A 26,409-nucleotide genomic window follows, 5' to 3' on the forward strand; every position below is an offset into this window, starting at 1 on the left:
AAGGTCATGCGCATCGGCCTCGCCGAATTCCACGCCATCAAGTACGGAACCAAACTCAATCTGCAAAATGTGTGAATCCGATAGCTGGGGGAGAAGGGGGAGCTTGTGCCACCTTCACCTTGCCAAACCCGATCCCCCTGCTATTCTTCCCGCTAAAATAATTTCACACACAGGCAAACTTGTTTCTCGAAACCAGGGTTGAGATGAGCCAGTCGCCCTACCCCGCCGTCGCCGCCGGACCGCCCCGGCCGAGCCTGATCCTGCGGCCAGGCCAGATCGCGCTGCCGGCCGGGATGGAGCGCTATACCGTCCAGGGCAATGGCGCCGTGCTGATCGAGGTCGAGGCCGGCGATACGATCAGCGTGCGCAATGTCGAGGGCGGGCAGGCCTGCGAGCTGCTGGCATGGGATAGCAGCGGCGCGACCGATCCCGGCATTTTCGGCGAGAAATCGAACAGCAATGCCGCCGGCATCAAGGCGCTGCTGGCCGAGGGCGACGACAGCCTCGCTTCCTTGCGCCGGGGGCTCGAGCGACGACAGGTGCAGCTCGACCAGGCAAAGGCAGTGCGCGTGTTCGGCGGCGCCACCCCTGCCGGTACCGAACAGGCTTTTACCGTCGCCCGCGATGGGTCGATGGTGATTGCGGCGCCCGGTGGTCCGATGCTGGTCGACGGCCACGATACGGCGACGCCGCTTAGCGTCATCGTCCGGCGCGCCACCATCCGCCCGGCGGCGAAATCCAGGCTTGCCGACCCGCTGGCCGATCCCGTGCTCGACCTGCGCGTCAATTCGGCGACGGCGGAAGCCTACTTCGTCAAAGCCGGCGACTATCTGCAGATCATCGATGTCGACGGGCGTCAATGCACGGACTTCCAGTGCTTTTCGGCGCGCAAGCTGGACAAGGGCCGCGATCATCCGCTCGACGTGACGACGACGCGCACCCTGATGGGCTCGAGTTATCCGATGCCCGGCCTGCATTCGAAATATTATGACCAGGACATGGAGCCGCTGGTCGAGGTTATCCAGGACACTTGCGGCCGGCACGATGCATTCGCGCTCGCCTGCGCCGCCAAATATTACGACGACATCGGTTATCCCGGCCATCCCAACTGCTCGGAGAATTTCAACCGCGCGCTGGCCGACAAGGGTGTGACGCCCCGCGCCGGCTGGATGGCGATCAACTTCTTCTTCAACACGTCAATCGACGCGCATGGCGTCGTGGTTTCCGACGAGCCGTGGTCGCGGCCGGGCGACTATGTGCTGCTGCGCGCCTTGACCGACATCGTCTGCGTCTCGTCAGCCTGCCCTGACGATACGACGCCCGCCAATGGCTGGAACCTGACCGACATCCATGTGCGAACCTATTCCGGCCAGCACAAATTCTCGCGAGCGATCGCCAGACGCATGACGCCCGATTCGGAACCGAAAATGACCCGCGAGACCGCCTTTCATTCGAGCTTTGCCAAGCACACCCGCAACTTCGTCGAGTACAAGGGTTACTGGCTGGCCAATTCCTTCGCCAGGCAAGGCCCCATCGACGAATACTGGGCCTGCCGGCAGGACGCCGTGATCATGGACCTGTCGCCGCTGCGCAAGTTCGAGGTCACCGGGCCGGATTCGGAAGCGCTGCTGCAATACACGCTGACCCGCGACATCAAGAAGCTCGGCGTCGGCCAGGTCGTCTATTCCGCCATGTGCTACGAGCATGGCGGCATGATCGACGACGGCACGCTGCTTCGGCTCGGCAAGGATAATTTCCGCTGGGTCGGCGGCGACGATCTATCCGGCGAATGGCTGCGAGAAACGGCGCAAAAACTCGGCTTCACCGTGCTGGTCCGCTCGTCGACCGACCAGATGCACAACGTCGCAGTGCAGGGACCGAAAAGCCGCGACATCCTCAGAGAGATCATCTGGACCTCGCCGCTGCAGCCGTCGATCGACGAGCTTGAATGGTTCCGTTTCGCGGTCGCCCGCATCGGCGGCGGCAACGGCATTCCGGTCGTGGTTTCGCGCACCGGTTACACCGGCGAGCTCGGTTACGAGATCTGGTGCCATCCGCGCGACGTCGAAAAGGTGTTCGACGCGATCTGGCAGGCCGGCCAGCCGCACGGCCTGAAGCCGATGGGGCTGCAGGCGCTCGACATGGTGCGCATCGAGGCCGGGCTGATCTTTGCCGGCTACGAGTTCTCCGACCAGACCGACCCGTTCGAGGCCGGCATCGGCTTCACCGTGCCGCTGAAGACCAAGAGCGACGATTTCATCGGCCGCGAGGCGCTGATCCGACGCAAGGAAAATCCGCAGAGGAAGCTGGTCGGCCTCGACATCGACGCCAATGTCGCCGTCGGCCACGGCGATTGCGTGCATGTCGGCCGCGCCCAGATCGGCGTCGTCACCTCAGGCATGCGTTCGCCGCTGCTGAACAAGACCATCGCGCTGGCCAGGCTCGACGTCGCCCACGCGGCCATCGGCACCGAGGTCGAGGTCGGCAAGCTCGACGGCCACAGCAAGCGGCTGCCGGCGCGCGTCGTCGCCTTTGCCCATTACGACCCGCAAAAGACCAGGCCGCGCTCCTGACCGATCGCCCCACGGGAGGCTTAGTCCAGCCTTTCGGCGATGCGGCTGCTTGTCCTGTCTTTCACAGCAATGTGCACAGCGTCACAAAGCGCTTGACGTGAAAGGGCGTTGGGTCAATCTTCACTGCTAAGAATAAAATACTACTGAGCGGAAAACGCTTGGGCCGTTCAACGTGAGCGTCGATGACGCCTTCGCGAGATTGCGGCTGTTGCCGATGGGGAACATCAAAAATGGGGAATCCACGTAAATGAGCACGATAGTCACCACCTTGGTGCCGCCTGCCGAAGGGCAGCTGCACCGCAACATCGATTGGCGCGGCGCCTTCTGGGTAGCAAGCGGCGTTCCGGCCCTTGTCCTGTTTTCGATCGGCGGCATTGCCGGCACCACCGGAACGCTGGCCTTCCTGATCTGGACGGTATCCATGATCATGGGCTTCCTGCAGTCCTTCACCTATGCGGAAATCGCCGGGCTGTTCCCGAACAAATCCGGCGGCGCCTCGGTGTACGGCGCCACTGCCTGGCTGCGTTACTCGAAATTCATCGCGCCGCTTTCGGTGTGGTGCAACTGGTTCGCCTGGTCGCCGGTGCTGTCGCTCGGCTGCTCGATCGCCGCCGCCTATATCCTCAACGCACTGGCGCCGGTGCCGCTGTTCACCGACACTTCGCCGGAAGTCGCCGCCTATATCGCGGCCCATGCCGGAACCAGCGCCGCCGACGCCATCAACGCGGTCACCGCGGCGGCGACGCCGGCGATCCGCAACTGGACGCTCTACGGCCACATGCTAGGCCCGGTTTCCTTCACCTTCAACGCCACCTTCTTCATCGGCGCGGTGCTGATGCTGATCATCTTTTCGATCCAGCATCGCGGCATCCTGGGCACTGCCAACGTGCAGAAATATATCGGCCTGCTGGTCATCATCCCGATGCTGATCGTCGGCGCGGTGCCGATCGTCACCGGCCAGATCGATTGGGCGAATTTTTCGCCGCTGGTGCCGCTCGCCGCGGCCTATGCGCCGGAGCCCGGTGCGTGGAACATCGCCGGCTGGACGCTGGTGCTCGGCGGCATGTTCATCGCGGCATGGTCGACCTACGGTTTCGAGACCGCCGTCTGCTACACCTCCGAGTTCAAGAACCCGGGCACCGATACCTTCAAGGCGATCTTCTATTCCGGCCTGTTGTGCATGCTGCTGTTCATCCTGGTGCCATTCACCTTCCAGGGCGTGCTCGGCTTGAACGGCATGCTGGCGACGCCGATCGTCGATGGCTCCGGCGTTGCTGACGCACTGGCCGGTATGGTCGGCGGCGGACAGCTGATCCACAGCCTGCTGGTCATGCTGATGATCCTGGCGCTGGTGCTCTGCATCATGACGGCGATGGCCGGCTCTTCGCGCACGCTCTACCAGGGTTCGGTCGACGGCTGGCTGCCGCGCTACCTCAGCCACGTCAACGAGCATGGCGCGCCGACGCGGGCGATGTGGACCGACTTGATCTTCAACCTGATCGTGCTGGCCATCGCCTCGGCCGACGCGACGAGCTTCTTCTTCATCCTGGCGGTGTCGAATTGCGGCTACATCATCTTCAACTTTCTCAATCTCAATGCCGGCTGGATCCACCGCATCGACAATGGCCACATCGCGCGGCCATGGAAGGCGCCGAGCTGGCTGCTCGGCCTCGGCGCGATCTTTGCCTATGTCAACGCGGTCTTCATGGGCGCCGGCGCCAAGGTCTGGAATCCGATGGCATTGTGGGCCGGGCTGATCACGGCAGCCTTGATCATCCCGGTGTTCTGCTTCCGGCATTACATCCAGGACAAGGGCAAGTTCCCCGACCACATGCTGGCCGATCTCGGCATGAGCTCGTCCGACCTTGCGGTACGCAAGGCGGGCATGCTGCCCTACCTGACGCTGATCGCTGGGGTCGCAGTGGTGCTGCTCGCCAACTGGCTGTTCGTCATCTGAGGCTTGCCTTGAGGGATCGGGCGCGCGATGCGCCCGGTCCCTGCATTTTGTTCTTGCTTTGTGCCGGCAGCTATGCTACTAAATTCGCTATGGTGCTGATTCGCCCCGAGACCCGCCGCTGAGGCGGGTTTTTCGTTTCTGGACCTATTCTGGCTCAATCGATCTTGATGAACACGCCCTTGGTGTTGAGATATTCGTCGAGGTGCTCGGCGCCGCCCTCGCGGCCGTAGCCGCTCATTTTGTAGCCGCCGAAGGGCACGGCCGGATCGATCGCGTGATAGGTGTTGACCCAGACCGAGCCGGCGCGGATCTTGCGCGACAGCTGGTGGGCGGTGGCGAGATTTTGGGTGAAGACCCCTGCAGCCAGGCCGTAAGGCGTGTTGTTGGCCCGCTCTACCGCCTCGTCCAGCGTATCGAACGGCAAGGCTGAAATCACCGGCCCGAAGATCTCCTCGCGGGCGATCTTCATGTCGTCCGAGACACCGGCAAAGACGGTCGGCGCAACGAAATTGCCGGCGGCAAGCGCGCCTTCCGTGAGCCGTTCGCCCCCGGTGACGAGTTTTGCTCCTTCTGCGGTGCCAGCCTCGAGGTAACCGGTGACCCGTTGCAACTGCTTTTCGGAGACGAGCGGGCCGATCTCGGTCGCCGGGTCGATGCCGTCGCCGACCCTGAGACCCTTGGCATATGCCGCGAGCCGCTCGACGAACTCGTCATGGACGGCGCGTTCGACGAAGAGGCGCGAACCGGCGATGCAGATCTGGCCGGAATTGGCGAACACCGACATCGCGGCCAGCGGCACCGCTTTGTCGAGATCGGCATCGGCGCAGACGATGACCGGCGACTTGCCGCCGAGCTCCAAGGATACGCGCTTGAGGTTGCCGGCCGAGGCCCGCACGATCGACTGGCCGGTCACCGTCGAGCCGGTGAAGACGATCTTGTCGACACCCATGTGCTCGGCGAGTGCGGCGCCCGCCTCGATGCCGGTGCCGGTGACGATGTTGACGACGCCTTCCGGGACGCCGGCTTCGTTCATGATGTCGGCGATCAAAAGCGGCGTCAGCGGTGCCTCTTCCGACGGTTTCAGCACGATGGTGCAGCCGGTCGCCAGCGCCGGGCCGATCTTCCAGATCGACGCGGCCGTCGGTGCGTTCCACGGGATGATGGCGCCGACGACGCCGACCGGCTCCTTGCGGGTGAAGGAGACGATTTCGCCGGGCAGCGAGTTTTCGATCGTCTCGCCGTGCAGCGCCGTCGCCATGCCTGCATAATAGCGCAGCATGCCGATGACGCGGTTGCGATTGGCGCGGGTGCGCACGATCGGCATGCCCATGTCGGTGGTGTCGGAGCGGCTGATCTCTTCCCAGTTCTTTTCGAAGAGGTCGGCGATCCTCAGCAGCAGTACCTGCCGCTCATAAGGCTTGAACCGGCTCCACGGGCCCTCGAACGCCTTGCGCGCAGCAGTCACCGCAAAGTCGATGTCCTGGCGGTCGCCGCGCGGCACCGTGGCGATGACCGCGCCGGTGGCGGGGTTGCGGCTCTCCATGGTCCGGCCGGAGCGGGCATCGATCCAGCCACCGCCGATGAACATCCGGCGATGGCGCCCGTCGATCGGCAGCCGCAGCGGTGCCTTTGTCTGAGCCATGGTCATGACGGTCCTCCTCCGGCGCCTACGCCTGGTGGGCGGATTAAACCGCCGGAGGTCACATTTGCCAACAGCCCTATTCGGCCGCCAGGGCCAGTTGCGGCCTTTCGTTCTTTTCTTCCGTCTCGGCCGCCTGCTCCACCACCTTCTTGGGCTCCCTGCCGAAGAACAGCGCATAGGCTGCCGGCAGGACAAGGATGGTCAGCACCGTGGCGACGAGAATGCCGCCCATCATGGCATAGGCGAGCGGCCCCCAGAAGACGCCGCGCGAGATCGGGATCAGCGCCAGCACCGCGGTCAACGCCGTCAGCACGATCGGCCGGAAGCGGCGGACCGCCGAGCCGATGATGGCCTCGGAACGCCCCACGCCGGCGGCGATGTCCTGGTCGATCTGATCGACCAGGATGATCGAGTTGCGCATGATGATGCCGAGCAGGGCGATGACACCGAGGATGGCGACGAAGCCGAACGGGGCGCCGCTGATCAAAAGTGCCGCCGCCGCGCCGATGATGCCGAGCGGACCGGTCGCCAGCACCAGCATCGCCTTGCCGAAATGCTGCAGCTGGATCATCAGCAGCACGACGATGACGGCCAGCATGATCGGCGCTTTCGCCGCAATCGAGGCCTGGCTTTCGGCCGCATCCTCGGCGCCGCCCTGGATCTCGATCTTGTAGCCGGGGGCGAGGCTGGCGCGCAGACCCTGCATCTCGCTGTACATCTTCATGGCGACATCGTTCGGCTGCACGCCATCCGGAAGCGTGGCGCGTACGCTGATGGTCGGCAAGCGGTCGCGCCGCCATTCAACGCCTTGCTCCAGCACCGGGACGATCTTAGCGACCTGCGACAGCGGCACGGAGCCACCGAAATCGGTCGGGATATAGACGGAGTCGACCGCCGACAGCAGGTGACGGCTTGCCTCCGGTTCGCGGGCGACGATCGAAACCGTCTCCTCGCCGTCGCGGAAGTCATCGAGCGGCGCTCCCGACATGCTTGCCTGCAGCATCTGGCGGATGCGCTGCGAGGTGACGCCGAGCGCACGGGCACGATCCTGGTCGATCACCAGCTTCATCGCCGGCACCGGCTCCAGCCAGTCGTCGTGGGTGGCGCCGAGCAGCGGATTTGCCTGGAACTTCGCCTTCACCTCGTCGGCGATGCGGCGCACCTCCTGGCGATCCGGACCCATGACGCGCATCTGCACCGGCCAGCCGGTCGGCGGACCGAGGAACAGGCGATCGACCTTGGCGCGGATCGATGGGAAATCCTCGGCCAGGATGGTGCGCAGCTTGACGATCAGCCGCTCGCGGGCCGGTTCGTCATTGGCCATCACCAGAAGCTGGGCGAAGTTCGGATTGCGAAGCTGCTGGTCGAGCGGCAGGAAGAAGCGCGGCGCGCCTTCGCCGATATAGGTGGCAATGAAGCGCTTGTCCTTGTCGTCCATCATCCTGGCTTCGAGCGCCTTGGCCTGGGTCTCGACTTCCTTGATGCTGGTGCCTTCCGGCAGCCAGAGATCGACGAGGATTTCCGGACGCGACGATTGCGGGAAGAAATTCTGCGGGATGAACTGGAACGCCCACAGGCTGGTGGCAAAGGTCATCAGCGTCATCACCAGGACGATGATGCGATGGCGCACCGCCCATGCCACAGTCGAGCGAAGACGGCGGTAGAAGCGCGTGTCGAAGACATCGTGATGGCTGCCGGCGTGCTTGCGCTGCTTAAGGATCATGTGGCCGAGCCACGGCGTGAAATAGACCGCCGCAAACCAGGACACGACCAGCGCGATGCCGACGACGTAAAACAGGGTGCGCACATATTCGCCGGCCGTCGAGGCTGCGAAACCGACGGGGATGAAGCCGGCTGTGGTGATCAGCGTGCCGGTCAGCATCGGGAAAGCGGTCGAGGAGTAGGCGAAGCTCGCCGCCTCGACCTTGACCAGGCCTTCCTCGAGCTTTCGCTCCATCATCTCGACGACGATCATCGCGTCGTCGACCAAGAGGCCAAGGGCGATGATCAGCGCGCCGAGCGAAATGCGCTGCAGGTCGATGCCGAGCTCGTACATGATGGCAAACGTGGCTGCCAGGACCAGCGGAATGACGATGGCGATCACCAGGCCCGAACGCCAGCCGATCGACAGGAACGACACGAAAAGCACGATCAGCAGCGCTTCGCCGAGCGCTTCCATAAACTCGCTCACCGCCTCCTTCACGACATGCGGCTGGTCGGAAATCTGATCGACCGAAACGCCATAGGGCAGCGCCTCTTCGAAGCGCTTGTAGGTCGCTTCGACGTCCTTGCCGACGTCGGTGACGTTGAAGCCCTTGGCCATGACGACGCCGAGCTGGACGCTGTCGTGACCGTTGAAACGGTATTTGCGCTGGTACGGATCCTCGAGGCCGGAGGTCACCGTGGCGATGTCGCCGAGGCGCGTCACCTGGTTGCCGGCGCGCAGGCGAAGCTCGCGGATGTCGGCCGCCCTGGTGACGTCGCCTTCGACCGAAATGCGCACCGAACGCTGGCCGGTGTCGACCGAACCTGCCGGGTCGACGTTGTTCTGGCCTCGGATGGCATTCTGCAGGTCGGTCAGCGTCAGTCCGCGTTCGGCAAGCGCCTTGGATGAAACGTCTATGTAGAGTTTTTCCGGCTGGTCGCCGATGATCACGGCCTTCTCGACGCCAGGCGTCGTCAGCAGCATGTCACGCGCCTGGATAGCGAATTTCTTCAGCTCGGGATAGCTGTAGCCGTCGCCACTGATCGAATGCAGGGTGATGAACGTGTCGCCGAATTCGTCGTTGAAGTAGGGCCCGAGCAGCCCCTGAGGCAGCTCGTTGGCGATATCGCCGACCTTCTTGCGCACCTGATAGAAAGCATCGGCGACCTGGGCGGGATTGGTGTCGCCCTTGACCTGCAAGGTGATGATGGCGCTGCCGGCGCGGGTGTAGGAGCGGACGAAATCGAGATGCGGCGTTTCCTGCAGCTTGCGCTCGATCTTGTTGACGACCTGGTCTTCCATCTCCTTGATCGAGGAGCCAGGCCAGATCGCCTGGACGACCATGACGCGGAAGGTGAAATCGGGGTCTTCCTTCTGGCCCATGCGCATCAGGCCGAGCGCACCGGCGACGATGATCAGACCGAACAGGAAGCGGGCAATGCTCGGATGGCCGATTGCCCAGCGTGAAAGATTGAAAGACCGCTTTTCGTTGGTGTCGATGGTCATCGGCGTCAGTCCATTTCAATTTGATCAACAGAGCACGCGCCTGGCATGCCTACGGAACTTCCGATGTGGGCTTCCGGACGGCGAGGCCTTACGGAGTTGAGAGATCTACATCGCGGTGGGACGCGAGCATCGACGTGGGGGTTACATCGACTTGAGATCTCGACAATCGGGCGCCTGCCGCCCGGAAACCGTGAATTGCCTGGCCGTCAGCGCAAGCGCCTGGCAGCGTCGTCGGCCGATGCCGACTGTTGCGCTGCATCACCGGTCAGCTTGACTTTCAGATTCTCGGTCATGAACTGCGTGCCGGCGGCGACGACGACGTCGCCCGGCTTCAGCCCGTCGGCGACACTGACGCCGTCGGGGGTGAAGGCGGCGACCTTGACCGGATGCGCATGGACGGTCCCGCCATTGCGGTCGACTGTCCAGACGATCGATTGGCTGTCCTTTTGCGCCAACGCGGCCAGCGGGATCGACACCAGCTGCTGCCGGTTGTCCGCCGCGGCTTCGATGGAGGCGGTCATGCCTAGCAGCACGCGCGGATCGTTGGGCAGGCTGACGCGAACGGCAAAGGTGCGCGACTGCGGATCGGCGCTGCCGGCGACTTCGCGGACCTTGCCGTCGAGCGTCAGCGCCTCATCGGACCAGAAGCCCGCCTTGACGGTCTTGCCCGGCTTGAATTCGGCGATATCGGTTTCCGGAACGGCGATCAGGACTTCCTTCTCGCCGTCGATGGCAACGGTCACCACCGGCGTGCCGGAGCCGACCACCTGGCCGACATCGGCGGCAACGGCGGTGACGATGCCGTTCTTGTCCGCCTTGAGATCGGTATAGCGGACCTGGTTCTGTGCCTGGGCAAGCTGCGAGCGGGCGGAATCGCGCGTGGCGACCGCCTGGTTATAGGCGAGCGTCGCCTGCTCGAGCTGCGACTTCGGCGCGAAATTCTTGGCGTAGAGCTGTTCGGCGCGCTTGCGCGTCAGCTCGACTGTCTCGACCTGACGGTCGGCGGCATCGAGGCTGGCCTGAGCGCTTCTCACCGAAAGTTCGTAGTCGGTGGGATCGATGCGGGCGAGAACGTCGCCCGGCTTGACGCGGTCACCGATGTCGACAAGGCGCTCGGTGATCTTGCCGTTGATGCGAAAGCCGAGATTCATCTCGGTGCGGGCACGCACCGATCCGGAATAGGAAAGCTGACGGGTATCGCTCGCCTTGGCGATCTCGACCACCTTGACCGGGCGGATGATCTCGGTGACCTCGGCTTTCTCCTGCGAGCAGCCGGCGAGGCCGAGAGAGGCGACGATAATCAGTGCCAGGCCGGCGGCTGGTAGCCTGTAGGTGATGGACTTGGACAAAGACACTTTTCGTACTCCCGAACTGTGGGGATGAATTGCCGGTATCGCCGCCCGACGGGCGGCAACGGTCATTTCTTCAAGGCTCTGATAGCAAACTCGGTCAGCTCGTCCGGCGTCGCCCGGTTCTTCTTGGCGAGGCACTGGGCCATCATCTGCGGATGGCAGAGGCTGATAATGGCAGCGCCGAAGCACCGGGAAGCGATCACCGGATCCTGATCGATGAACTCGCCGGTGGCGATGCCCTCGCGGATCACATCCGCGACCAGTTCATGGATGCTGTCGATGTGCTTTTCGATGACATGCCAGTCGCGCTCGATGGCAACAATGACCATCTCGTGCACCTTCTCCTGGTCGATCATGGTCTCGAGCGTCCACTGATAGTGCGTATGCACATAGCGGCGGAGTTTTTCGCTGGCGTTGCCGGGGCCATGGCAGGCTTCGTAGGTCAACCGGTAGCAGGTCTCGAGCATACGGCCGCAAACCGCCTGGTGGATTTCCACCTTGGAGGCGAAGAAGCGATAGATGTTGGCGGTCGACATGCCGAGTTCGCGCGCTATGTCGGCGACGTTGGTCTTGCCGTAGCCGTAGTGGCGAAACAGTCGCTCCGCGCAATCCAGGATGCGCGTGACATTTTCCTGGCGGGCGGAATCGGCGGTGGTGTCTAGGGTTTCAAGCATCTCGTTGGCCAATTTACGACTGACGAATTTAGAATTTCGTCACTCGTAAATTGAAAACCATCACCTGTCAAGGCGCGATTTTCGCCAGCCGGTGCCCCTGATGACAGATGGTGACACCTCTGGACGGAGTTGGCCCATGAAACGCATGTGGTTTCCGCCGGGCGCGCCTGCAAGCCGCCCGTCTTTTTTTGCGAAGGATCTTGAAAAGATGCTTTCCGAAATCGGTTCCGTTTCGGATCAGGCGTTAAGGCTGCTTTGCCATCTCCCGCAGCCGGAACTTCTGGATCTTGCCCGTCGAAGTCTTCGGGATTTCTGCGAAGATCACCGCTTTCGGCACCTTGAAGCGGGCGAGCAGCGCGCGGCAGTGCCCGATGATTTCGGCCTCGGTCGCCGCCTTGCCCGGCTTCAGCTCGACATAGGCGACCGGCACCTCGCCCCATTTGTCGTCGGATCGGGCGACAACGCCGCAGGAACCGACGGCGGGATGCTTGTAGAGCGCCTCCTCGACCTCGATCGAGGAGATGTTTTCGCCGCCGGAGATGATGATGTCCTTGGAACGGTCCTTGAGCTGGATGTAGCCGTCCGGATGCATGACGCCGAGGTCGCCCGAATGGAACCAGCCCCCGGCAAAGGCCTCATCGCTCGCCTTGCGGTTTTTCAGATAGCCCTTCATGACGATATTGCCGCGGAACATCACCTCGCCGATCGTTTCGCTGTCGGCCGGTGTCTCTTGCATCGTCTGCGGGTCCATCACCGTCAGGCCTTCGAGCGCGGCATAGCGTACGCCTTGCCTGGCCTTCTTCGCCGCCCTCGCCCCTTTCTCAAGCCGGTCCCACTCGCCATGCCATTCGTTGACGACGGCCGGGCCATAGGTTTCGGTCAGGCCGTAGAGATGGGTGACGGCAAAGCCCGCATCGGCCATGCCCGACAGCACCGCCTCGGGCGGCGGCGCCGCGGCGGTATTGAAGGTGACGGTCTGCGGGAATTGCCGCTTGTCCTCGTCCCTAGGGTTGATCAGCACCGACATGACGATGGGTGCACCGCAGAGATGGGTGACGCCGTGATCGGCGATGGCGTCGTAGATCGGCTTCGGCCGCACCCAGCGCAGGCAGACATGCGTGCCGGCCTGCACGGCAAGCGTCCAGGGAAAGCACCAGCCGTTGCAGTGAAACATCGGCAACGTCCACAGGTAGACCGGGTGCTTGCCCATCCCGGCGTGGATGGTGTTGGCATAGGCCATCAGTGCCGCGCCCCGATGGTGACAGACGACGCCCTTCGGATTGCCTGTGGTGCCGGAGGTGTAGTTGAGCGAGATAGCATCCCATTCATCGTCCGGCATCGACCAAGCGAAATCCTCGTCGCCGTCGGCGACAAACGCCTCATAGTCCAGCGTGCCGATCCGCTCGCCCTTTGGATAGGGCGCATCGGCGGCATAGTCGGGATCGTCGTAATCGATCAACAGCGGCCTGACCTTGGCCAGCGTCAGCGCTTGCCGAACCACGCCGGCGAATTCGCGGTCGACGATCAGCACCTTGCTTTCGGCGTGATCGAGCTGGAAGGCAATGACGGCGGCGTCGAGGCGGGTGTTGAGCGAGTGCAGCACCGCCTTGGTCATCGGCACGCCGAAATGCGCTTCTAGCATCGGCGGTGTGTTGGACAGCATGACGGTGACGGTGTCGCCCTTGCCGATGCCGCGCTTCGCCAGCGCCGAGGCAAGCCTCAGCGAGCGCTTCCAGAAATCGCGATAGGTCGTGCGCTGGCGGCCATGAATGATGGCGGTCTGATCGGGAAAGGTTTTTGCCGCCCGCTCGAAATAGGTGAGCGGCGTCAGCGGCTGGTGGTTGGCCGGGTTTCGATCGAGGTCCTGTTCGTAGGGATTGCCCATCCCGTCCTCCGCAAATGGGTTATTAGGCCTTCTTACCACCTGGCTTTGAACACGGTGTAGGATTTGTGCATCGCCGGTCTGTTGCAACCGTCTTTCGCGATGCAAGCGCCCGCTGTTGGTGAATATCTCATCGAAGCCACCTCAGTGGTATGCGGCTTCGCCTATTTACCTGGGAGCCCTACTCGCCTTCATCCTCCGGCCACAAAGCATCTATGTCCCGATGTCCTTCCACAATGTTCGCCACCTCGAAGAAATCGCTATTGTAACGGAAGAAAATAACATACCCCCTGAAAGTGAAACTTCGGACGTCCGGCCGGAGTTCGGGACGAGCACGACCGATCGTCACAGGCAAGCTCGCCAGATCGCGGCATTTCTGGCGTAACGCATCCACAAAGCGCCGGCCGATCAACAGGCTGCCGCTTTGGCTGGTGATGTATTCAAGGATATTGACCAAATCTGTCTGTGCTGACGGCAGCATGCGCAGCCGTGGCACCCCTAAAAGCCTTCCTTCGCGAGTTGCTTGGCCTTGGCTTCCAAAGCCGCGTCAATATCCTGCTCAGTGGCCTCGCCGCCTTCGGCAAACGACTTGTCCACCATGGCACGCAGCGCCTTCAGCTTTTCCTCTCGTTCTTCGACCAGGCGTAGGCCCTCGCGCACGACTTCGCTGGCAGAGCCGTAGCGGCCGCGTTTGACAATATTGGACACGAAGGTTTCCCATCGCTCTCCCAACGATACGTTCATTCTCGGATCTCCTGTCTGATCAAATGGTACCGCAATAACAATAAATGTGCAATTGCTGACATCGGCAATGCTCCCATGCCATACCATGCCTCCTCTCTCAATTTGACTTTTGTCGAGAGCCGTGAATAATGTCAGCGAGGAGATGGCATGGCGATCCGACCGGCAGAACAGCTTATCCACAAGGCCGCCTGGCTTTACTACGCACACGGCCTGCGCCAGGACCAGGTGGCCAGCCAGCTCAAGATTTCCCGTGCCTCGGTGGCGATGTATCTGCGCAAGGCGCGCGAGACCGGCATCGTCAACATCTCGACCTCGACCCAGCTTTTCACCGACGACGTGCTGGCGCGCAAGCTGGAAGACGCGCTGAAGCTCGACGCGGTCTGGATCGCGCCGGAAAACGGCTATGTCGCCGACCCCTCGACTGACATTGCGGTGCTGGCGGCAAGCGTCTTTCTCGAACTGGTGAGGAAGGGCGACCGCATCGGCGTCGCCTGGGGACGGACGATCTACACAATCGCCGACATCATGTCCTATGCCGATCTGCAGGACGTCACCGTGGTGCAGCTCTGCGGCAATCTGGGCGCCCCCTATTCGTACCGGCCGGACCAATGTACGATGGAAATCGCACGCCGGCTCAATGCCAAGGGGCTGAACTTTTACGCGCCGCTGGTGCTGACGACGGAAGAACTGGCACGCGGCCTGCGCGCCGAGCCGGTGATCCGCGAGCAGTTGTCGGGCATCGGCGAATGCGACCTGGCGCTGTATTCGGTAGGCTCGGTGGACACCGACAGCCACTTGGTCAAATGCGGCGCGCTGACGCCAAGTGAAATGGCTGTATTGCGCAAGGCCGGTGCGGCCGGCGTCCTTGCCGGACAGATCATCGACGCCCACGGCCAGGCGCTCGACTGCAGCTACAACCGCCGACTGATTTCGGCAGAGCTGTCATCGCTGCGCCAGATCGAAAAACGGCTTGTGGTAGTGCAGGAAGAGAGCAAGTTCGAACCGCTCGTCGCGGCGATCGCCGGCGGGCTCTGCACCCATCTCGTCGTCGGCGCGCGCATGGCGCGACGGCTGCTCGACAATGCCGGAGCGGCAGCAGAAAAGGTCGCCTGATAGTTAATTCCAGCCGCCGGTGCATTGTCATCAAAGCGTCGCGGCATTCCTGTTCACAACAAAGAGAAATCGGACGAAGCTGACATGAAGAACCTGTGGAATGACGGCGAGGCGGAGAAGCTGGTCGCCGACTATGCAAAGAAGGGTGTGGCCCGCGACCTGGCGCTGCGCGTCTACACGACCAGGCTGCTGGGCGGCGAGCCGCGGCTCGTCCTGCATGGCGGCGGCAACACCTCGTGCAAGACCAGGGCCACCGATCTTGTCGGCGACGAATGGGACGTGCTCTGTGTCAAGGGCAGCGGCTGGGACATGGGCGTCATCGAGCCGCAGGGCCTGCCGGCGGTCAAGCTCGGCGCGCTGTTGAAGGCGCGGTCGCTGAAGAAGCTCTCCGATGAGGACATGGTCGCGCTGCAGCGGGCGAACCTCATCGATCCGTCCTCGCCCAATCCCTCCGTCGAGACGCTGCTGCACGCCTTCCTGCCGCACAAATTCGTCGACCACACGCATTCGACCGCAATCCTCGCCATCGTCGACCAGGAGGACAGCGAGGCGCTGAGCCGGAAGGTGTTCGGCGAAAAGATGGGCTTCGTTCCTTACATCATGCCGGGCTTCGATCTGGCGAAGGCGGCCGCTGATGTTTTCGACGCCGATCCGACGGTCGAAGGCCTGATCCTCGACAAGCATGGCATTTTCACCTTCGGCGACGATGCCAAGCAGGCCTACGACCGGATGATCCATTACGTGAACGTCGCCGAGGATTTCATCGCCAGCCACGGCAAGCCGCGCACCGAAAAGGTGGCACTGCCGGCCGGGCTGGCGAAGCCCGCGGAGATTGCGCCGATGCTACGCGGCGCGGTGGCGGTGGCACGCGGCGAAGGCCGCTTCGACCGCATGGTCAGCGATTTCCGCACCTCGGATGCGATCGTCGATTTCATCAATTCGGCGAAAATTGCCGACTATGCCGGGCGCGGCGTGTCGACACCCGACCTGTCGATCCGCATCAAGACCGGACCGATGGCACTGCCTGCGCCCGACGCTGACAAGGTCGGCGACTACAAATCCGTCATCCGCCAGCATGTCGAGAAATTCGCCAAGGACTATCGCGCCTATTTCGAAACCAATGATGCGCTCGACGACGTGAAGCGCACCATGCTCGACCCGATGCCGCGGCTGACGCTGGTGCCCGGCCTCGGCATGTTCGGCCACGGCCGCACGCTCAAGGACGCGAAGATCGCCTCCGACGTCGGCGAAATGTGGATCGAGGCGGTACGCGGCGCCGAAGCCGTCGGCGATTTCCGCCCGCTCTCCAAAAGCGATCTGTTCCCGCTCGAATACTGGTCGCTGGAACAGGCCAAGCTCGCCGCCAACAAGCCGAAGCCGCTGACCGGCCAGGTGGTGCTGGTCACCGGCGGCGCCGGCGCGATCGGTGCTGCCACGGCAAAGCTGTTCGCCGACAACGGTGCCCATGCCGTCGTCGTCGATCTCGACGCGGCAAGGGCTGCCGAGGCGGCAAAAAAGGCCGGTAACGGTTCGATCGGCATTGGCGCCGACATCACCGATCCGGCGCAGATGCGCGCTGCGTTCGACAAAGCGGTCGCCGTCTACGGCGGCCTCGACATTCTCGTCTCCAATGCCGGTGCTGCCTGGGAGGGCCGGATCGGCGAGCTCGACGACGCAACCTTGCGCAAGAGCTTCGAACTCAATTTCTTCGCCCATCAGTCGGCGGCGCAAAATGCCGTGCGCATCATGCTCGAGCAAGGCACCGGCGGCGTGCTGTTGTTCAACACCTCCAAGCAGGCGGTCAATCCGGGGCCGAAGTTCGGCGCTTATGGCATTCCCAAGGCGGCAACGCTGTTTTTGTCCAGGCAATATGCACTCGACTACGGCGCGCATGGCATCCGCTCCAATGCCGTCAACGCCGACCGCATCCGTTCGGGGCTGTTGACCGATGCCATGATCGCCAGCCGCTCGGGCGCGCGCGGCGTGTCGGAGAAGGAATATATGTCCGGCAACCTGCTCGGGCAGGAAGTAACGGCCGAAGACGTCGCTCAGGCCTTCCTGCATCAGGCGCTGGCCGAGCGGACCACCGCCGACGTGACGACGGTGGACGGTGGCAACATCGCGGCGGCGTTGAGGTAGTCGGGACCGGCCGAGACAGGCACGCAACTCGGAATTTTGCGATACGGCCATGGAAGGCATTCTTCAACCGCTGCTACAGCAGTTCTCGGATGCCTTCCCAAGCCTTTGTGCCCAGATTTGAATCGGCCTCGTCATTGCCTCCGTATGCGTGCAATGCGGAGCGTGGTGTGTTCTCGCCTGGCAAGAGAATGCGGTGTCCCGCATCCGGCGACGAAATGAGATGCGCGACCTTGCCTGCTTCGCCGCGCCGCCGAACAATATCTCGGGCGAACGATAGGGAAGGCCACAGTGCATCGCCGCCACCGGCGACGAGCAGAAGCTCGGCCGATATGGTCTCAACGGGGATGGTCGCCGCATTCGCTTCCCGTTTGAAAGTCTTCAAACAACTTTCGAAAAGACCCCTGTAGGACACCTGGCCATCGACGTACTCTGGTGTCCAATCTGGATCTGTCGGCACGAACGGCAGCGGGATACCGTCGAGCGACCATGAGGATCGTTCAGGCCAGCTGGCACCATCGCGGCCCGCACCGATATTTCCCCAAACTACGGATGACGGGCTAATCGCAACCACCGCATCAATTCGCTGGTCATGGACCGCGGCAAGCAAAGACGCCTCGGCCCCCTTAGACGTGCCGACATAAACGATGCGACGGCATCCCGTTTCGATGAGATAGTCGGCTGCCGCAAAGAACGTTTCCAGGGGAACCTCACATATTCCTGGAACCTGGCCCTCACCGCCAAACCACTGCAGCGCCAAGGCCGACGCACCAGCATTTGCAAAGAGCCGCGCGCGACCGACATCGACATGGCCGCTCGATCCACCCAACACCACGACGCCCGTGGTGGCCTGCAAGCATCGAAAAAATGTTCCGGCGACGGCGCCGGTAAGACTTTCCTCTCTTACCGTATGCGCCTCCATGTACCTGCTGAACCCTGGGTTTCAACCGTCCAATCGGCCTGCAAACCGGTGTCTGCGACAACTGGATTTCGGCAGTCCGGCTTCGCCAGACATCTTCGACAAAAAAGCCACCTGCAGCAAGCTGCTGCAGGCGGCTATTGTTTTGCTCGTGCCGAAAGTTACTTCGCGTTCGGGTTCGGCATCCAGGCCGGCATCGCGACATCGGCATGGGCGAACTGCGGCAGCTTGGCCGAGAGGTCCTCCATGTTCTTGATGTCCTTGTCGATCAGATCCTTCTGGGTGATCAGCGTCGGCGGCACGATGACGTTGTGGCCGGGATCTTCGCCGGCCAGAAGCTGCGCCAGCGCACGCACCGAGACCTGGCCGACGACGGCCGGGTTGGTAGCGGCGGTTGCCGCCCAGGCGCTGTCCGGCTCGCGCATCGCGGCGATGTCCGAGGTCGAGATGTCGGCAGAATAGATCTTGATGTCCTTGTTCAGCCCGGCCTCGTCGACGGCGATCTTCACGCCCTTGGCGAATTCGTCATAGGGCGCGAACATCACCTTGATGTCGGGGTGGGCCGACAGCACCGAACGGGCCTGGTTGGCGACCGAATTGGCGATCGGGTTGTCGAGCGTACCGAACATGGCAGCTTCGTCGATGCCTGCATACTTCTTCTTGAATTCGACCCAGGTCTCGTTGCGGCGGTCGAGCGGGGCGATGCCGGCGACATAGACATAGCCGGCCTTCCAGCTCTCGCCATTGTCCTTGACGGCCTGTTCGAGCGCCAGGCGCGCGAGATCGCGGTCAGACTGTTCGATCTGCGGGATCTTGGGGTTTTCGACATTGACGTCGAAGGCAACGACCTTGATGCCGGCGTCGACCGCGCGCTGGGCGGCGTCCTTCATCGATTCCGTCAGTCCGTGCTGGATGATGATGCCCTGGACGCCGAGCGCGATGGCCTGGTCGACCATGTCCGCCTGAAGCGCCGCGTCCTGGCGGCTGTCGAGCACGCGCAGATCGACGCCGAGCGCCTTGGCCTGCGCCTCGACGCCGGACAAATAGGCTTGGAAGAAGTCGCCGGTCGAGAGATAGCGGACCAGCGCTATCTTGACGGCACCCGGCTTGTCGAACGGCGCCGGCCGATCCTGCGCCATTGCCGGCAACTGCATCAGCAATGTTGCGCCGGCAAGCCCGAACGCTGCCTTCCCCAAAAGTCTTCTTGTGATGTTCACGTCGCTTCCTCCACTTGTTGAACCCAAAATGTGACCGGTCGAACCCTATCTCCTGCCCCTGCCGGACAGGGCGAAGGTAAAGACAAGGGCGACCACGAGAACCACGCCCTTGACGAAATCCTGCGTGTAGTAAGGCGCGTTCATCATCGTCAGGCCCTGCAGCAGCACGCCGACAAACACCGCGCCGACGGCCGTGCCGAAGGCATTCGGCTTGGCGGCGCCGAGAACCGCGTAACCGATCAGTGCCGCAGCCACCGCGTCGAGCAACAGATTATTACCCGAGGCGATGTCGCCGCGTCCAAGCCGGGCAGCGAGCAAAATGCCGCCGATCGAGGCAAAAACCCCAGAAATAACGTAGGCCCAGATTTTGTATGCCTTGACAGGCGCGCCAGCGAGTTCGGCGGCGCGTTCGTTGCTGCCGACCGCATACATCATGCGCCCGAAACGGGTGTATTCGAGAAAGAACCAGATCAGCACCGCCAGCACGAGCAGGACGACGACCGACACCGGAATGAGGTTCGGGATGAAGAAATCGAAGCGATGGCGGCCAAGCGCCAGGAACGCTGCGCCGAAGCTGCCGTTGGCGACCGAGCCATCGGGCATGGTCATGCCGGTGGCGATCGAACGGCCTTCGGTCGGGATGCGCTGCAGGCCGACAAGCAGGAACATCATGCCGAGCGTCGCCAAAAGGTCCGGCACCCGCATATAGACGATCAGCCAGCCATTGATTAGGCCGACCACCGCGCCGATCACAAGACAGACGACGACCGCCACGACGGCGTTCTGTTCCAGCACCACCATGACATAGGCAGCCGCCATCATGGCGCTGGTGGCGACAGAGCCGATCGACAGGTCGAAGCCGCCGACGACCAGCGTGGCGGTGACGCCGAGGGCCAGAACGCCGGTGATGGCGACCGACTGGAATATGAAGACAGCACTTTGCGGCGAGACGAAACCATCGGCGGCGACGGCGAAATAGGCGATCAGCCCGAACAACAGGACGATGAAGCCATAGCGAATAGCATTGTCGCGCAGGATCATTCAGCGCTCCCGCACGCTGGCACCGTCTTTATCCAACCCGAATTCATGCCCTCACCATTCCAATTCTCATCGTCTTCTCGCCCTCAGGCTACGCTGTGCAACGGCCCGCCCGCCACTTCGGCCAGCAGGCGCTCGAGATCGACATCGGTATTGCGGTGCTCGCCGACGATCGTCTGCTCCGACATCACCAGGATGCGATCGGCCGTCTCCAGGGCTTCGTCGAGTTCGGTGACGAACAGCAGCGTCGCGCGGCCTTGGGCGCTGGCCCGCAGCTTGGCGGAAATGTCGCGCCTGGCCGAAATGTCGACGCCCTGAAACGGCTCGTCGAGGATGAATAGCCTTGCCGCCTGCGACATCCAGCGGGCGACCATCACCTTCTGCTGATTGCCGCCGGAAAGGGCGGACATCTCGTCCTTCTCCGAGCGGCAGACGATGCCGAGCTCGTGGATCTGCCGGCGGGCAATGGCGCGTTCGATACGGCGTTTGAGAACACCGAGACGCGACATGCGGCTGTGGAACGGCAGGCTGATATTCTCCTGGATATTGAAGTCGCCGACGATGCCGTTTTCGCCCCGGTCCTTGGCGACGAGAAACACGCCGGCGGCAATCGCTTCGCCGGTCGACGCCGGCGCATAGGGTTTCCCGTTCAGCACCATGGTCCCGGCCAGCGGCTGGCGCAGGCCGAACAGCGTCTCGGCGAGCGCCGTCTTGCCGACACCGACAAGGCCGGTGATGGCAACGACCTCGCCATCGCCGAGCGTCAGCGAAATCGGCCTGGCGCCTTCAGCAATCCGCAGCGCGTCGGCAGTGAAAATTGCTTTGGCCGAATTCCTGGCGACGATCCGCTCGAGCTGGATCTTGCGGCCGAGCATGGCGTTGACAGCGCCTTCATAATCCAACGGCTTCTTGTCGAAGAAGCCTGAGATGACCCCATCGCGCATCGAAATGATGCGATCGGCAAGCCGTCTGATGTCAGACATACGGTGCGAAATGTAGAGAATGGCTACGCCTTGCTGGCGAAGCCGGTCGAGCAATGCGAACAGCCGGTCGGCCTCGGCGCTGGACAGCGAGGAGGTCGGCTCGTCGAGGATCAGCACTTTCGGCCGGTGCGCCATGGCGCGGGCGATCGCCACCATCTGGCGGTCGGCCAGAGAGAGATCGCTGATGCGGGCCTTGAGGTCGATGGCCAGTCCCATGCGGTCGGCCACCGCCTTTGCCTCGCGACGCACCCGGCCTGGATTGAACAGCGTCGGCACGCCGCTGCCGCTCAACCTGTCGAGGGTAAGATTGGTGGCGACATCGAGGTCGGCGACGACACCGTCATTGATGTTCTGGTGGACGGTGACGACGCCGGCGCGGATCGCCTCCGCCGGCGTTTTCGGGTCGAACTCATGACCGGCAAGCGACATCGAGCCGCCGCCATGGTCGTAAACACCGCTGATGATCTTGACGAGGGTGGATTTGCCGGCGCCGTTGGCGCCCATCAGCACGGTCACTTCGCCGGCATGCAATTCGAGCGAGACGCCGCCAAGCACCTCGATATGGCCAAAGGATTTCCTCAGGCCGTCGACGCGGAACACGGCATCATTGCCCATTCGTTCCTCCCTGACCGTGACGCTATGGGCTATATCGGCAATTGTCAACACGATTGACAATTGCCAGCAGGCTTCCTAGCTTGGCCCGACCGCGTTGGCTCCGCTATCATCGGAGCACATGAGCGGGAGGTGAGGATGACTGGGAAATCGCCGTTCGAAGCACTGTCGGTCGAGACACTGGCGGGCCGTCTCGGTGCCAACGAGCCCCTGTGTTCGCAGATCGGCAAGGATACGAGCCAGTGGAAGGTTCGTGAAGTCGGCGACGGCAATCTGAACCTGGTGTTCATTGTCGAGGGTGCTGAGGGTGCGGCCGTCGTCAAGCAGGCCCTGCCCTACGTCCGACTGGTCGGAGACAGCTGGCCGCTGCCGCTAAAACGCTCCTTCTTCGAATACCATGCGCTGACGCGGCAACAGGCGCGGGCGCCGGGTTCGGTGCCTGAGATCTATCACTTCGACGAAGGCCAGGCGCTGATCATCATGGAGTACCTGTTGCCGCACATTATCTTGCGGCGGGCGCTGATCGAGGGCCGGCAATTGCCGAACATCGCGACAGACATCGGCTTGTTCATGGCCCGCACGTTGTTTCGCGGCTCCGACCTCAGCATGGCGACCAAGGACCGCAAGGCCGATCTGGCGCTGTTCGCCGACAATGTCGAACTCTGCGACATCACCGAGAACCTGGTTTTCTCGGATCCGTATTTCGATGCCAAGATGAACCGGCACACCAGCCCACAGCTCGATGGCATTGTCGCCGAGCTGCGCGCCGACCGCGACCTCAAGGTCGAGGCGCAGCGCATGAAACACATCTTCGCCGCCAATGCCGAGACGCTGCTGCATGGCGACCTGCATTCCGGCTCGATCATGGTCACCGACACCGAAACGCGGATGATCGACCCCGAATTCGCCTTCTACGGGCCGATCGCCTTCGACGTCGGCATGCTGCTCGCCAATTTCTGGATGGCGTTCTTCTCGCAGCGCGGCCATGAACAGGGCGGAAGCCGCGATGCCATGCGCGACTATCTGCTCGGCGTTACGGTCGAGACATGGTCGGTATTCCGCGCCGAGTTCTCGCATCTGTGGCGGACGGAGCGTACCGGCATGCTCTACCAGAAGAGCCTGTTCGAAGATCAGGGCGACAGGCTTGGCGCCGAGCAGGCGCTCGACCACATGCTGCAGTCGATCTGGACCGATCTGCTCGGCTTTGCCGGCGTCGAGGTTCACCGGCGCATTCTCGGCCTTGCCCACAATGCTGATTTCGAGACCATTGCCGATCCCGATCTGCGCGCCAGATGTGAAGCGAAGGCGCTGAAATTCGGCCGTCACCTCGCCGTCAACCGGCGCCAGATCCACAGCATCGACGAGGTCAACCGGTTGGCCGCGCTGATCGAACGGGAGAGCAGGATTTGAACGTCGGCGACCGCCACTACCGCACCATCTGGCCGAGTGACGACGGGCGTTCGGTGGAGATCATCGACCAGCGCTGGTTGCCGCATGATTTCCGCATCGAAAAGATCGATACCGTCGCCGGCATCGCCACGGCAATCCGCGACATGTGGGTGCGCGGGGCGCCGCTGATCGGCGTCACTGCCGCCTATGGCGTCGCCATGCAGATGGCCGACGATCCGTCGGATGCAGCACTCGACGCCGTCTGGGCAACCTTGCACGAAACGCGCCCGACGGCGATCAATTTGCGCTGGGCGCTGAACGAAATGCAGCGCTTCCTGCTGACGCTTCCCCTGGCAGAACGTGCCGCGGCTGCATATCGGCGTGCCGGCGAGATCGCCGACGAGGATGTCGGCCTCAATCGCGCCATCGGCGCCCATGGGCTCGAAATCATCAAGGCGATCGCGGCGCGCAAGCAGCCGGGCGAACCGGTCAATATCCTGACCCACTGCAACGCCGGCTGGCTGGCCACGGTCGACTATGGCACCGCCACCGCGCCGATCTATCTGGCGACGGAAGCCGGCATTCCAGTCCATGTCTATGTCGACGAAACGCGACCCCGCAACCAGGGTGCCCAATTGACCGCCTGGGAGATGGCCGGCCACGGCGTGCCGCATACGCTGATCGTCGACAATGCCGGCGGCCATCTGATGCAGCGCGGCCAGATCGACATGGTCGTCGTCGGCACCGACAGGACCACAGCCGACGGCGATGTGTGCAACAAGATCGGTACCTATCTCAAGGCACTGGCGGCCCACGACAACGACGTGCCGTTCTATGTCGCGCTGCCGTCGCCGACGATCGACTGGACGGTGGGCGACGGGCTGGCCGAAATCCCGATCGAACAGCGCTCGCCCGACGAGGTCTCGCTGGTTTGGGGCAAGACCGCTTCCGGCGAGATCGCCCAGGTACGCGTGTCACCGGAAGCCACGCCGGCGGCCAATCCGGCCTTCGATGTGACGCCGGCGCGGCTGGTCACCGGCTTGATCACCGAACGCGGTGTCGCCACGGCCTCGCGCGAAGGCCTGAAGGCGATGTTTCCCGAGCGCGGATGATCCGCTTTGCCGGGAGGGCGCTCTGGATTTGCCTGATCTCACGATTTCTTGAACACGGCACGGTTAAAAACGCCGGTTGCCTGTCCCACATGGACGGCCGTATGCGTAGCGGCGGGGCGGCGCCCAACGCTCGAAGCCGGGGCTGACCACGGGCCGGCGAGTGAACCAGCGGGATGCCGCGATGTCATTCAGACCGTTGCTTGGTGACGGACGGATTCGGAGCCAGGAGGAGAAGTCGGAGCCCCTGCAAACCGCGTCATGGGTCAGCTCCTCGATCGTTTTCGACAATCGGCGGTGGGCGTGCCGGGAGGCGGAGCTCCGCTGGACAGCCCCTCATCATCTGATCGTGCTGACCGAAGAAGGCGGCACGTCCCACACATCCATCCGGCACGGGGCACGATCCCTTTACGACGGAAGGGACCGTCCCGGAGCCCTCACCTTCGTCCCGGCAGGCGCGGAGCGACACGGCTTCTATCGAGATGTAAACCTCTCCTATTCAGCCCTGTGGATCGATCCCGATATCGGGCTTCCCGGATGCGAACGCCTGAGGAACCTGCCTATACTGGTAAACAAGAAGGACGCGGTCGTCGCCACGCTGCTGAGTTCGCTTCGTGACGAGATGGCACTCGGCCACAAGCCGGACACTGCCTATGTCGAGCATCTGGTCGCCCTCGTCAGTCTCCGCGTGGCCAACCTGAGCCGGGAGCAACCGCGGTTTGTACGTCACGGCTGCCTCAGCCGCCGAGCACTTGCTCGCGTTCGGGACTACATCGATACGCATATGAATTCCGACATTTCGCTAAGCGAGCTGGCAGCCGTCGCGGGCATGGCCGTCGACAGTTTTGCGCGTCGCTTCAAGGCGACGACCGGCCTTCCACCCTATGCCTATGTGATCGAGGAAAGGGTGCGGCGAGCGGAGGCGCTGCTGCGCGAGACGGGTTTGTCGATCGGTATCATTGCCTTTCGGCTCGGCTTCTCAAGCCAGAGCCATTTCACCACGACCTTCCGGCGTCTAAGGGGCATGACGCCTCGTGCCTATCGGGTGAATTCTTCTCCAGAATCCTGATAGTGCGCCGGTTTCTTGAAAGAAAGCCGCCGCCCGCACTCCCACCTCCAGTGTCGTTGGGTGACAGAACCCGAGGGTTCGCTCGGGTCAAGTTGCCGTCTGCGCTTCATTGCGACTGGGAGATCATGCATGGCCAAAACGGACAACAGGAGCGGGCCGACGCGTCGGATGGTATTGGAAGGCGGTGTTGCGACCGGGGTGCTCCTGGCTACCGGAATACCGGTTGACGCGGAGCCGGCCGAGACCGTCACGGCGGCTGCATCGTCCTCGCCGGTACCGACGATACCGATATCGTTGCGGATCAACGCGAAGGATCTTGCCATCGAGCTCGACCCGCGAATGACACTGCTCGACGCCCTGCGCAACCATCTCGGCCTCACCGGCTCGAAGAAGGGCTGCGACCACGGCCAGTGCGGCGCATGCACGGTGCTTGTCGATGGACGCCGGATCAATTCCTGCCTGACGCTGGCCGCAATGCATGAAGGCGACGAGATCACCACGGTCGAGGGGCTTGCCGAGGGCGACCGGCTGCATCCGGTCCAGGCCGCCTTCGTAGCCCGCGACGGTTTCCAGTGCGGCTACTGCACGCCAGGCCAGATCTGCTCGGCGGTTGGCATGCTGGGCGAGGCGCGGGCCGGCTGGCCAAGCCATGCGAGCGCCGACGTGGCAGCGACTTCCGTCGCTCTCACAGATGCCGAGATCCGCGAGCGGATGAGCGGCAACATCTGCCGCTGTGCCGCCTACCCGAACATTGTCGCTGCAATCCGCGACGCGGCAGAGGAGGCATGA

19 protein-coding genes are annotated in these 26,409 nt (G+C 63.0%); 8 read left to right on the forward strand and 11 right to left on the reverse strand.

The features are described 5' to 3' along the window. Positions 1-203 precede the first annotated feature (203 nt). Entirely contained in the window at positions 204-2,573 is a 2,370-nt protein-coding gene (locus NKH21_RS18235; RefSeq protein WP_352660720.1) for a trimethylamine N-oxide demethylase, read from the forward strand. 247 nt (positions 2,574-2,820) lie between these two features. After that, positions 2,821-4,530, forward strand: coding sequence for a trimethylamine N-oxide permease (locus tag NKH21_RS18240; protein WP_352660717.1), 1,710 nt, complete (start codon positions 2,821-2,823; stop codon positions 4,528-4,530). Between the two features lie 154 nt (positions 4,531-4,684). On the opposite strand, the gene NKH21_RS18245 is transcribed toward NKH21_RS18240, so the two are convergent. From NKH21_RS18245 to NKH21_RS18275, 7 genes are all read right to left on the reverse strand, one after another. Beyond that, entirely contained in the window at positions 4,685-6,178 is a 1,494-nt protein-coding gene (locus tag NKH21_RS18245) for an aldehyde dehydrogenase family protein (RefSeq protein ID WP_352660714.1), read from the reverse strand. A gap of 70 nt (positions 6,179-6,248) precedes the next feature. Then, entirely contained in the window at positions 6,249-9,383 is a 3,135-nt protein-coding gene (locus NKH21_RS18250; protein WP_352660711.1) for an efflux RND transporter permease subunit, read from the reverse strand. A 206-nt stretch (positions 9,384-9,589) separates the two neighbouring features. Beyond that, positions 9,590-10,738 (reverse strand): efflux RND transporter periplasmic adaptor subunit, encoded by a 1,149-nt coding sequence (locus NKH21_RS18255; protein ID WP_352660708.1) that lies wholly within the window; start codon positions 10,736-10,738, stop codon positions 9,590-9,592. 62 nt (positions 10,739-10,800) lie between these two features. After that, complete coding sequence (locus NKH21_RS18260; RefSeq protein ID WP_352660705.1) at positions 10,801-11,409, reverse strand: TetR/AcrR family transcriptional regulator; 609 nt, start codon at positions 11,407-11,409, stop codon at positions 10,801-10,803. 244 nt (positions 11,410-11,653) lie between these two features. Beyond that, complete coding sequence (locus tag NKH21_RS18265) at positions 11,654-13,294, reverse strand: acyl-CoA synthetase (RefSeq protein WP_352660702.1); 1,641 nt, start codon at positions 13,292-13,294, stop codon at positions 11,654-11,656. 178 nt (positions 13,295-13,472) lie between these two features. After that, complete coding sequence (locus tag NKH21_RS18270) at positions 13,473-13,787, reverse strand: type II toxin-antitoxin system RelE/ParE family toxin (protein ID WP_352660699.1); 315 nt, start codon at positions 13,785-13,787, stop codon at positions 13,473-13,475. A gap of 2 nt (positions 13,788-13,789) precedes the next feature. Continuing rightward, the gene (locus NKH21_RS18275; RefSeq protein ID WP_352660697.1) at positions 13,790-14,035 is read right to left on the reverse strand and encodes a type II toxin-antitoxin system ParD family antitoxin; all 246 of its coding nucleotides are present in this window, start codon (positions 14,033-14,035) and stop codon (positions 13,790-13,792) included. A gap of 147 nt (positions 14,036-14,182) precedes the next feature. On the opposite strand from NKH21_RS18275, the gene NKH21_RS18280 reads away from it, so the two are divergent. Both NKH21_RS18280 and NKH21_RS18285 read left to right on the forward strand, forming a co-directional pair. Next, positions 14,183-15,148: a sugar-binding transcriptional regulator gene (locus NKH21_RS18280; protein WP_352866696.1), complete on the forward strand. Its 966-nt coding sequence runs from the start codon at positions 14,183-14,185 to the stop codon at positions 15,146-15,148. Positions 15,149-15,232: 84 nt separating this feature from the next. Beyond that, positions 15,233-17,287 (forward strand): bifunctional aldolase/short-chain dehydrogenase, encoded by a 2,055-nt coding sequence (locus tag NKH21_RS18285; RefSeq protein WP_352660693.1) that lies wholly within the window; start codon positions 15,233-15,235, stop codon positions 17,285-17,287. Positions 17,288-17,360: 73 nt separating this feature from the next. Here NKH21_RS18285 and NKH21_RS18290 read toward each other — a convergent pair whose 3' ends face one another. The 4 genes from NKH21_RS18290 to NKH21_RS18305 form a co-directional block, all read right to left on the reverse strand. After that, entirely contained in the window at positions 17,361-18,206 is an 846-nt protein-coding gene (locus tag NKH21_RS18290; RefSeq protein ID WP_352660690.1) for an acyl-CoA thioester hydrolase/BAAT C-terminal domain-containing protein, read from the reverse strand. Between the two features lie 158 nt (positions 18,207-18,364). Then, entirely contained in the window at positions 18,365-19,420 is a 1,056-nt protein-coding gene (locus NKH21_RS18295) for a substrate-binding domain-containing protein (protein ID WP_352866700.1), read from the reverse strand. Positions 19,421-19,465: 45 nt separating this feature from the next. Beyond that, positions 19,466-20,461 carry an ABC transporter permease gene (locus tag NKH21_RS18300; protein WP_352466051.1) on the reverse strand — a complete coding sequence of 332 codons (996 nt, stop codon included), beginning with the start codon at positions 20,459-20,461 and terminating at the stop codon, positions 19,466-19,468. Positions 20,462-20,544: 83 nt separating this feature from the next. Beyond that, complete coding sequence (locus tag NKH21_RS18305) at positions 20,545-22,056, reverse strand: sugar ABC transporter ATP-binding protein (RefSeq protein WP_352660685.1); 1,512 nt, start codon at positions 22,054-22,056, stop codon at positions 20,545-20,547. Between the two features lie 135 nt (positions 22,057-22,191). On the opposite strand from NKH21_RS18305, the gene mtnK reads away from it, so the two are divergent. From mtnK to NKH21_RS18325, 4 genes are all read left to right on the forward strand, one after another. After that, positions 22,192-23,463: an S-methyl-5-thioribose kinase gene (mtnK, locus tag NKH21_RS18310; protein WP_352660682.1), complete on the forward strand. Its 1,272-nt coding sequence runs from the start codon at positions 22,192-22,194 to the stop codon at positions 23,461-23,463. After that, positions 23,460-24,554 carry an S-methyl-5-thioribose-1-phosphate isomerase gene (gene mtnA / locus NKH21_RS18315; RefSeq protein WP_352660680.1) on the forward strand — a complete coding sequence of 365 codons (1,095 nt, stop codon included), beginning with the start codon at positions 23,460-23,462 and terminating at the stop codon, positions 24,552-24,554. The genes mtnK and mtnA overlap by 4 nt, the downstream gene beginning before the upstream one ends. 181 nt (positions 24,555-24,735) lie before the next feature. Further along, positions 24,736-25,620 (forward strand): helix-turn-helix domain-containing protein, encoded by an 885-nt coding sequence (locus tag NKH21_RS18320; protein WP_352660678.1) that lies wholly within the window; start codon positions 24,736-24,738, stop codon positions 25,618-25,620. 129 nt (positions 25,621-25,749) lie between these two features. Beyond that, entirely contained in the window at positions 25,750-26,409 is a 660-nt protein-coding gene (locus NKH21_RS18325; protein WP_352660676.1) for a 2Fe-2S iron-sulfur cluster-binding protein, read from the forward strand.

The sequence above is a fragment of the Mesorhizobium sp. M1329 genome (assembly GCF_040318035.1).
In the GTDB taxonomy this organism is placed as follows: domain Bacteria; phylum Pseudomonadota; class Alphaproteobacteria; order Rhizobiales; family Rhizobiaceae; genus Mesorhizobium.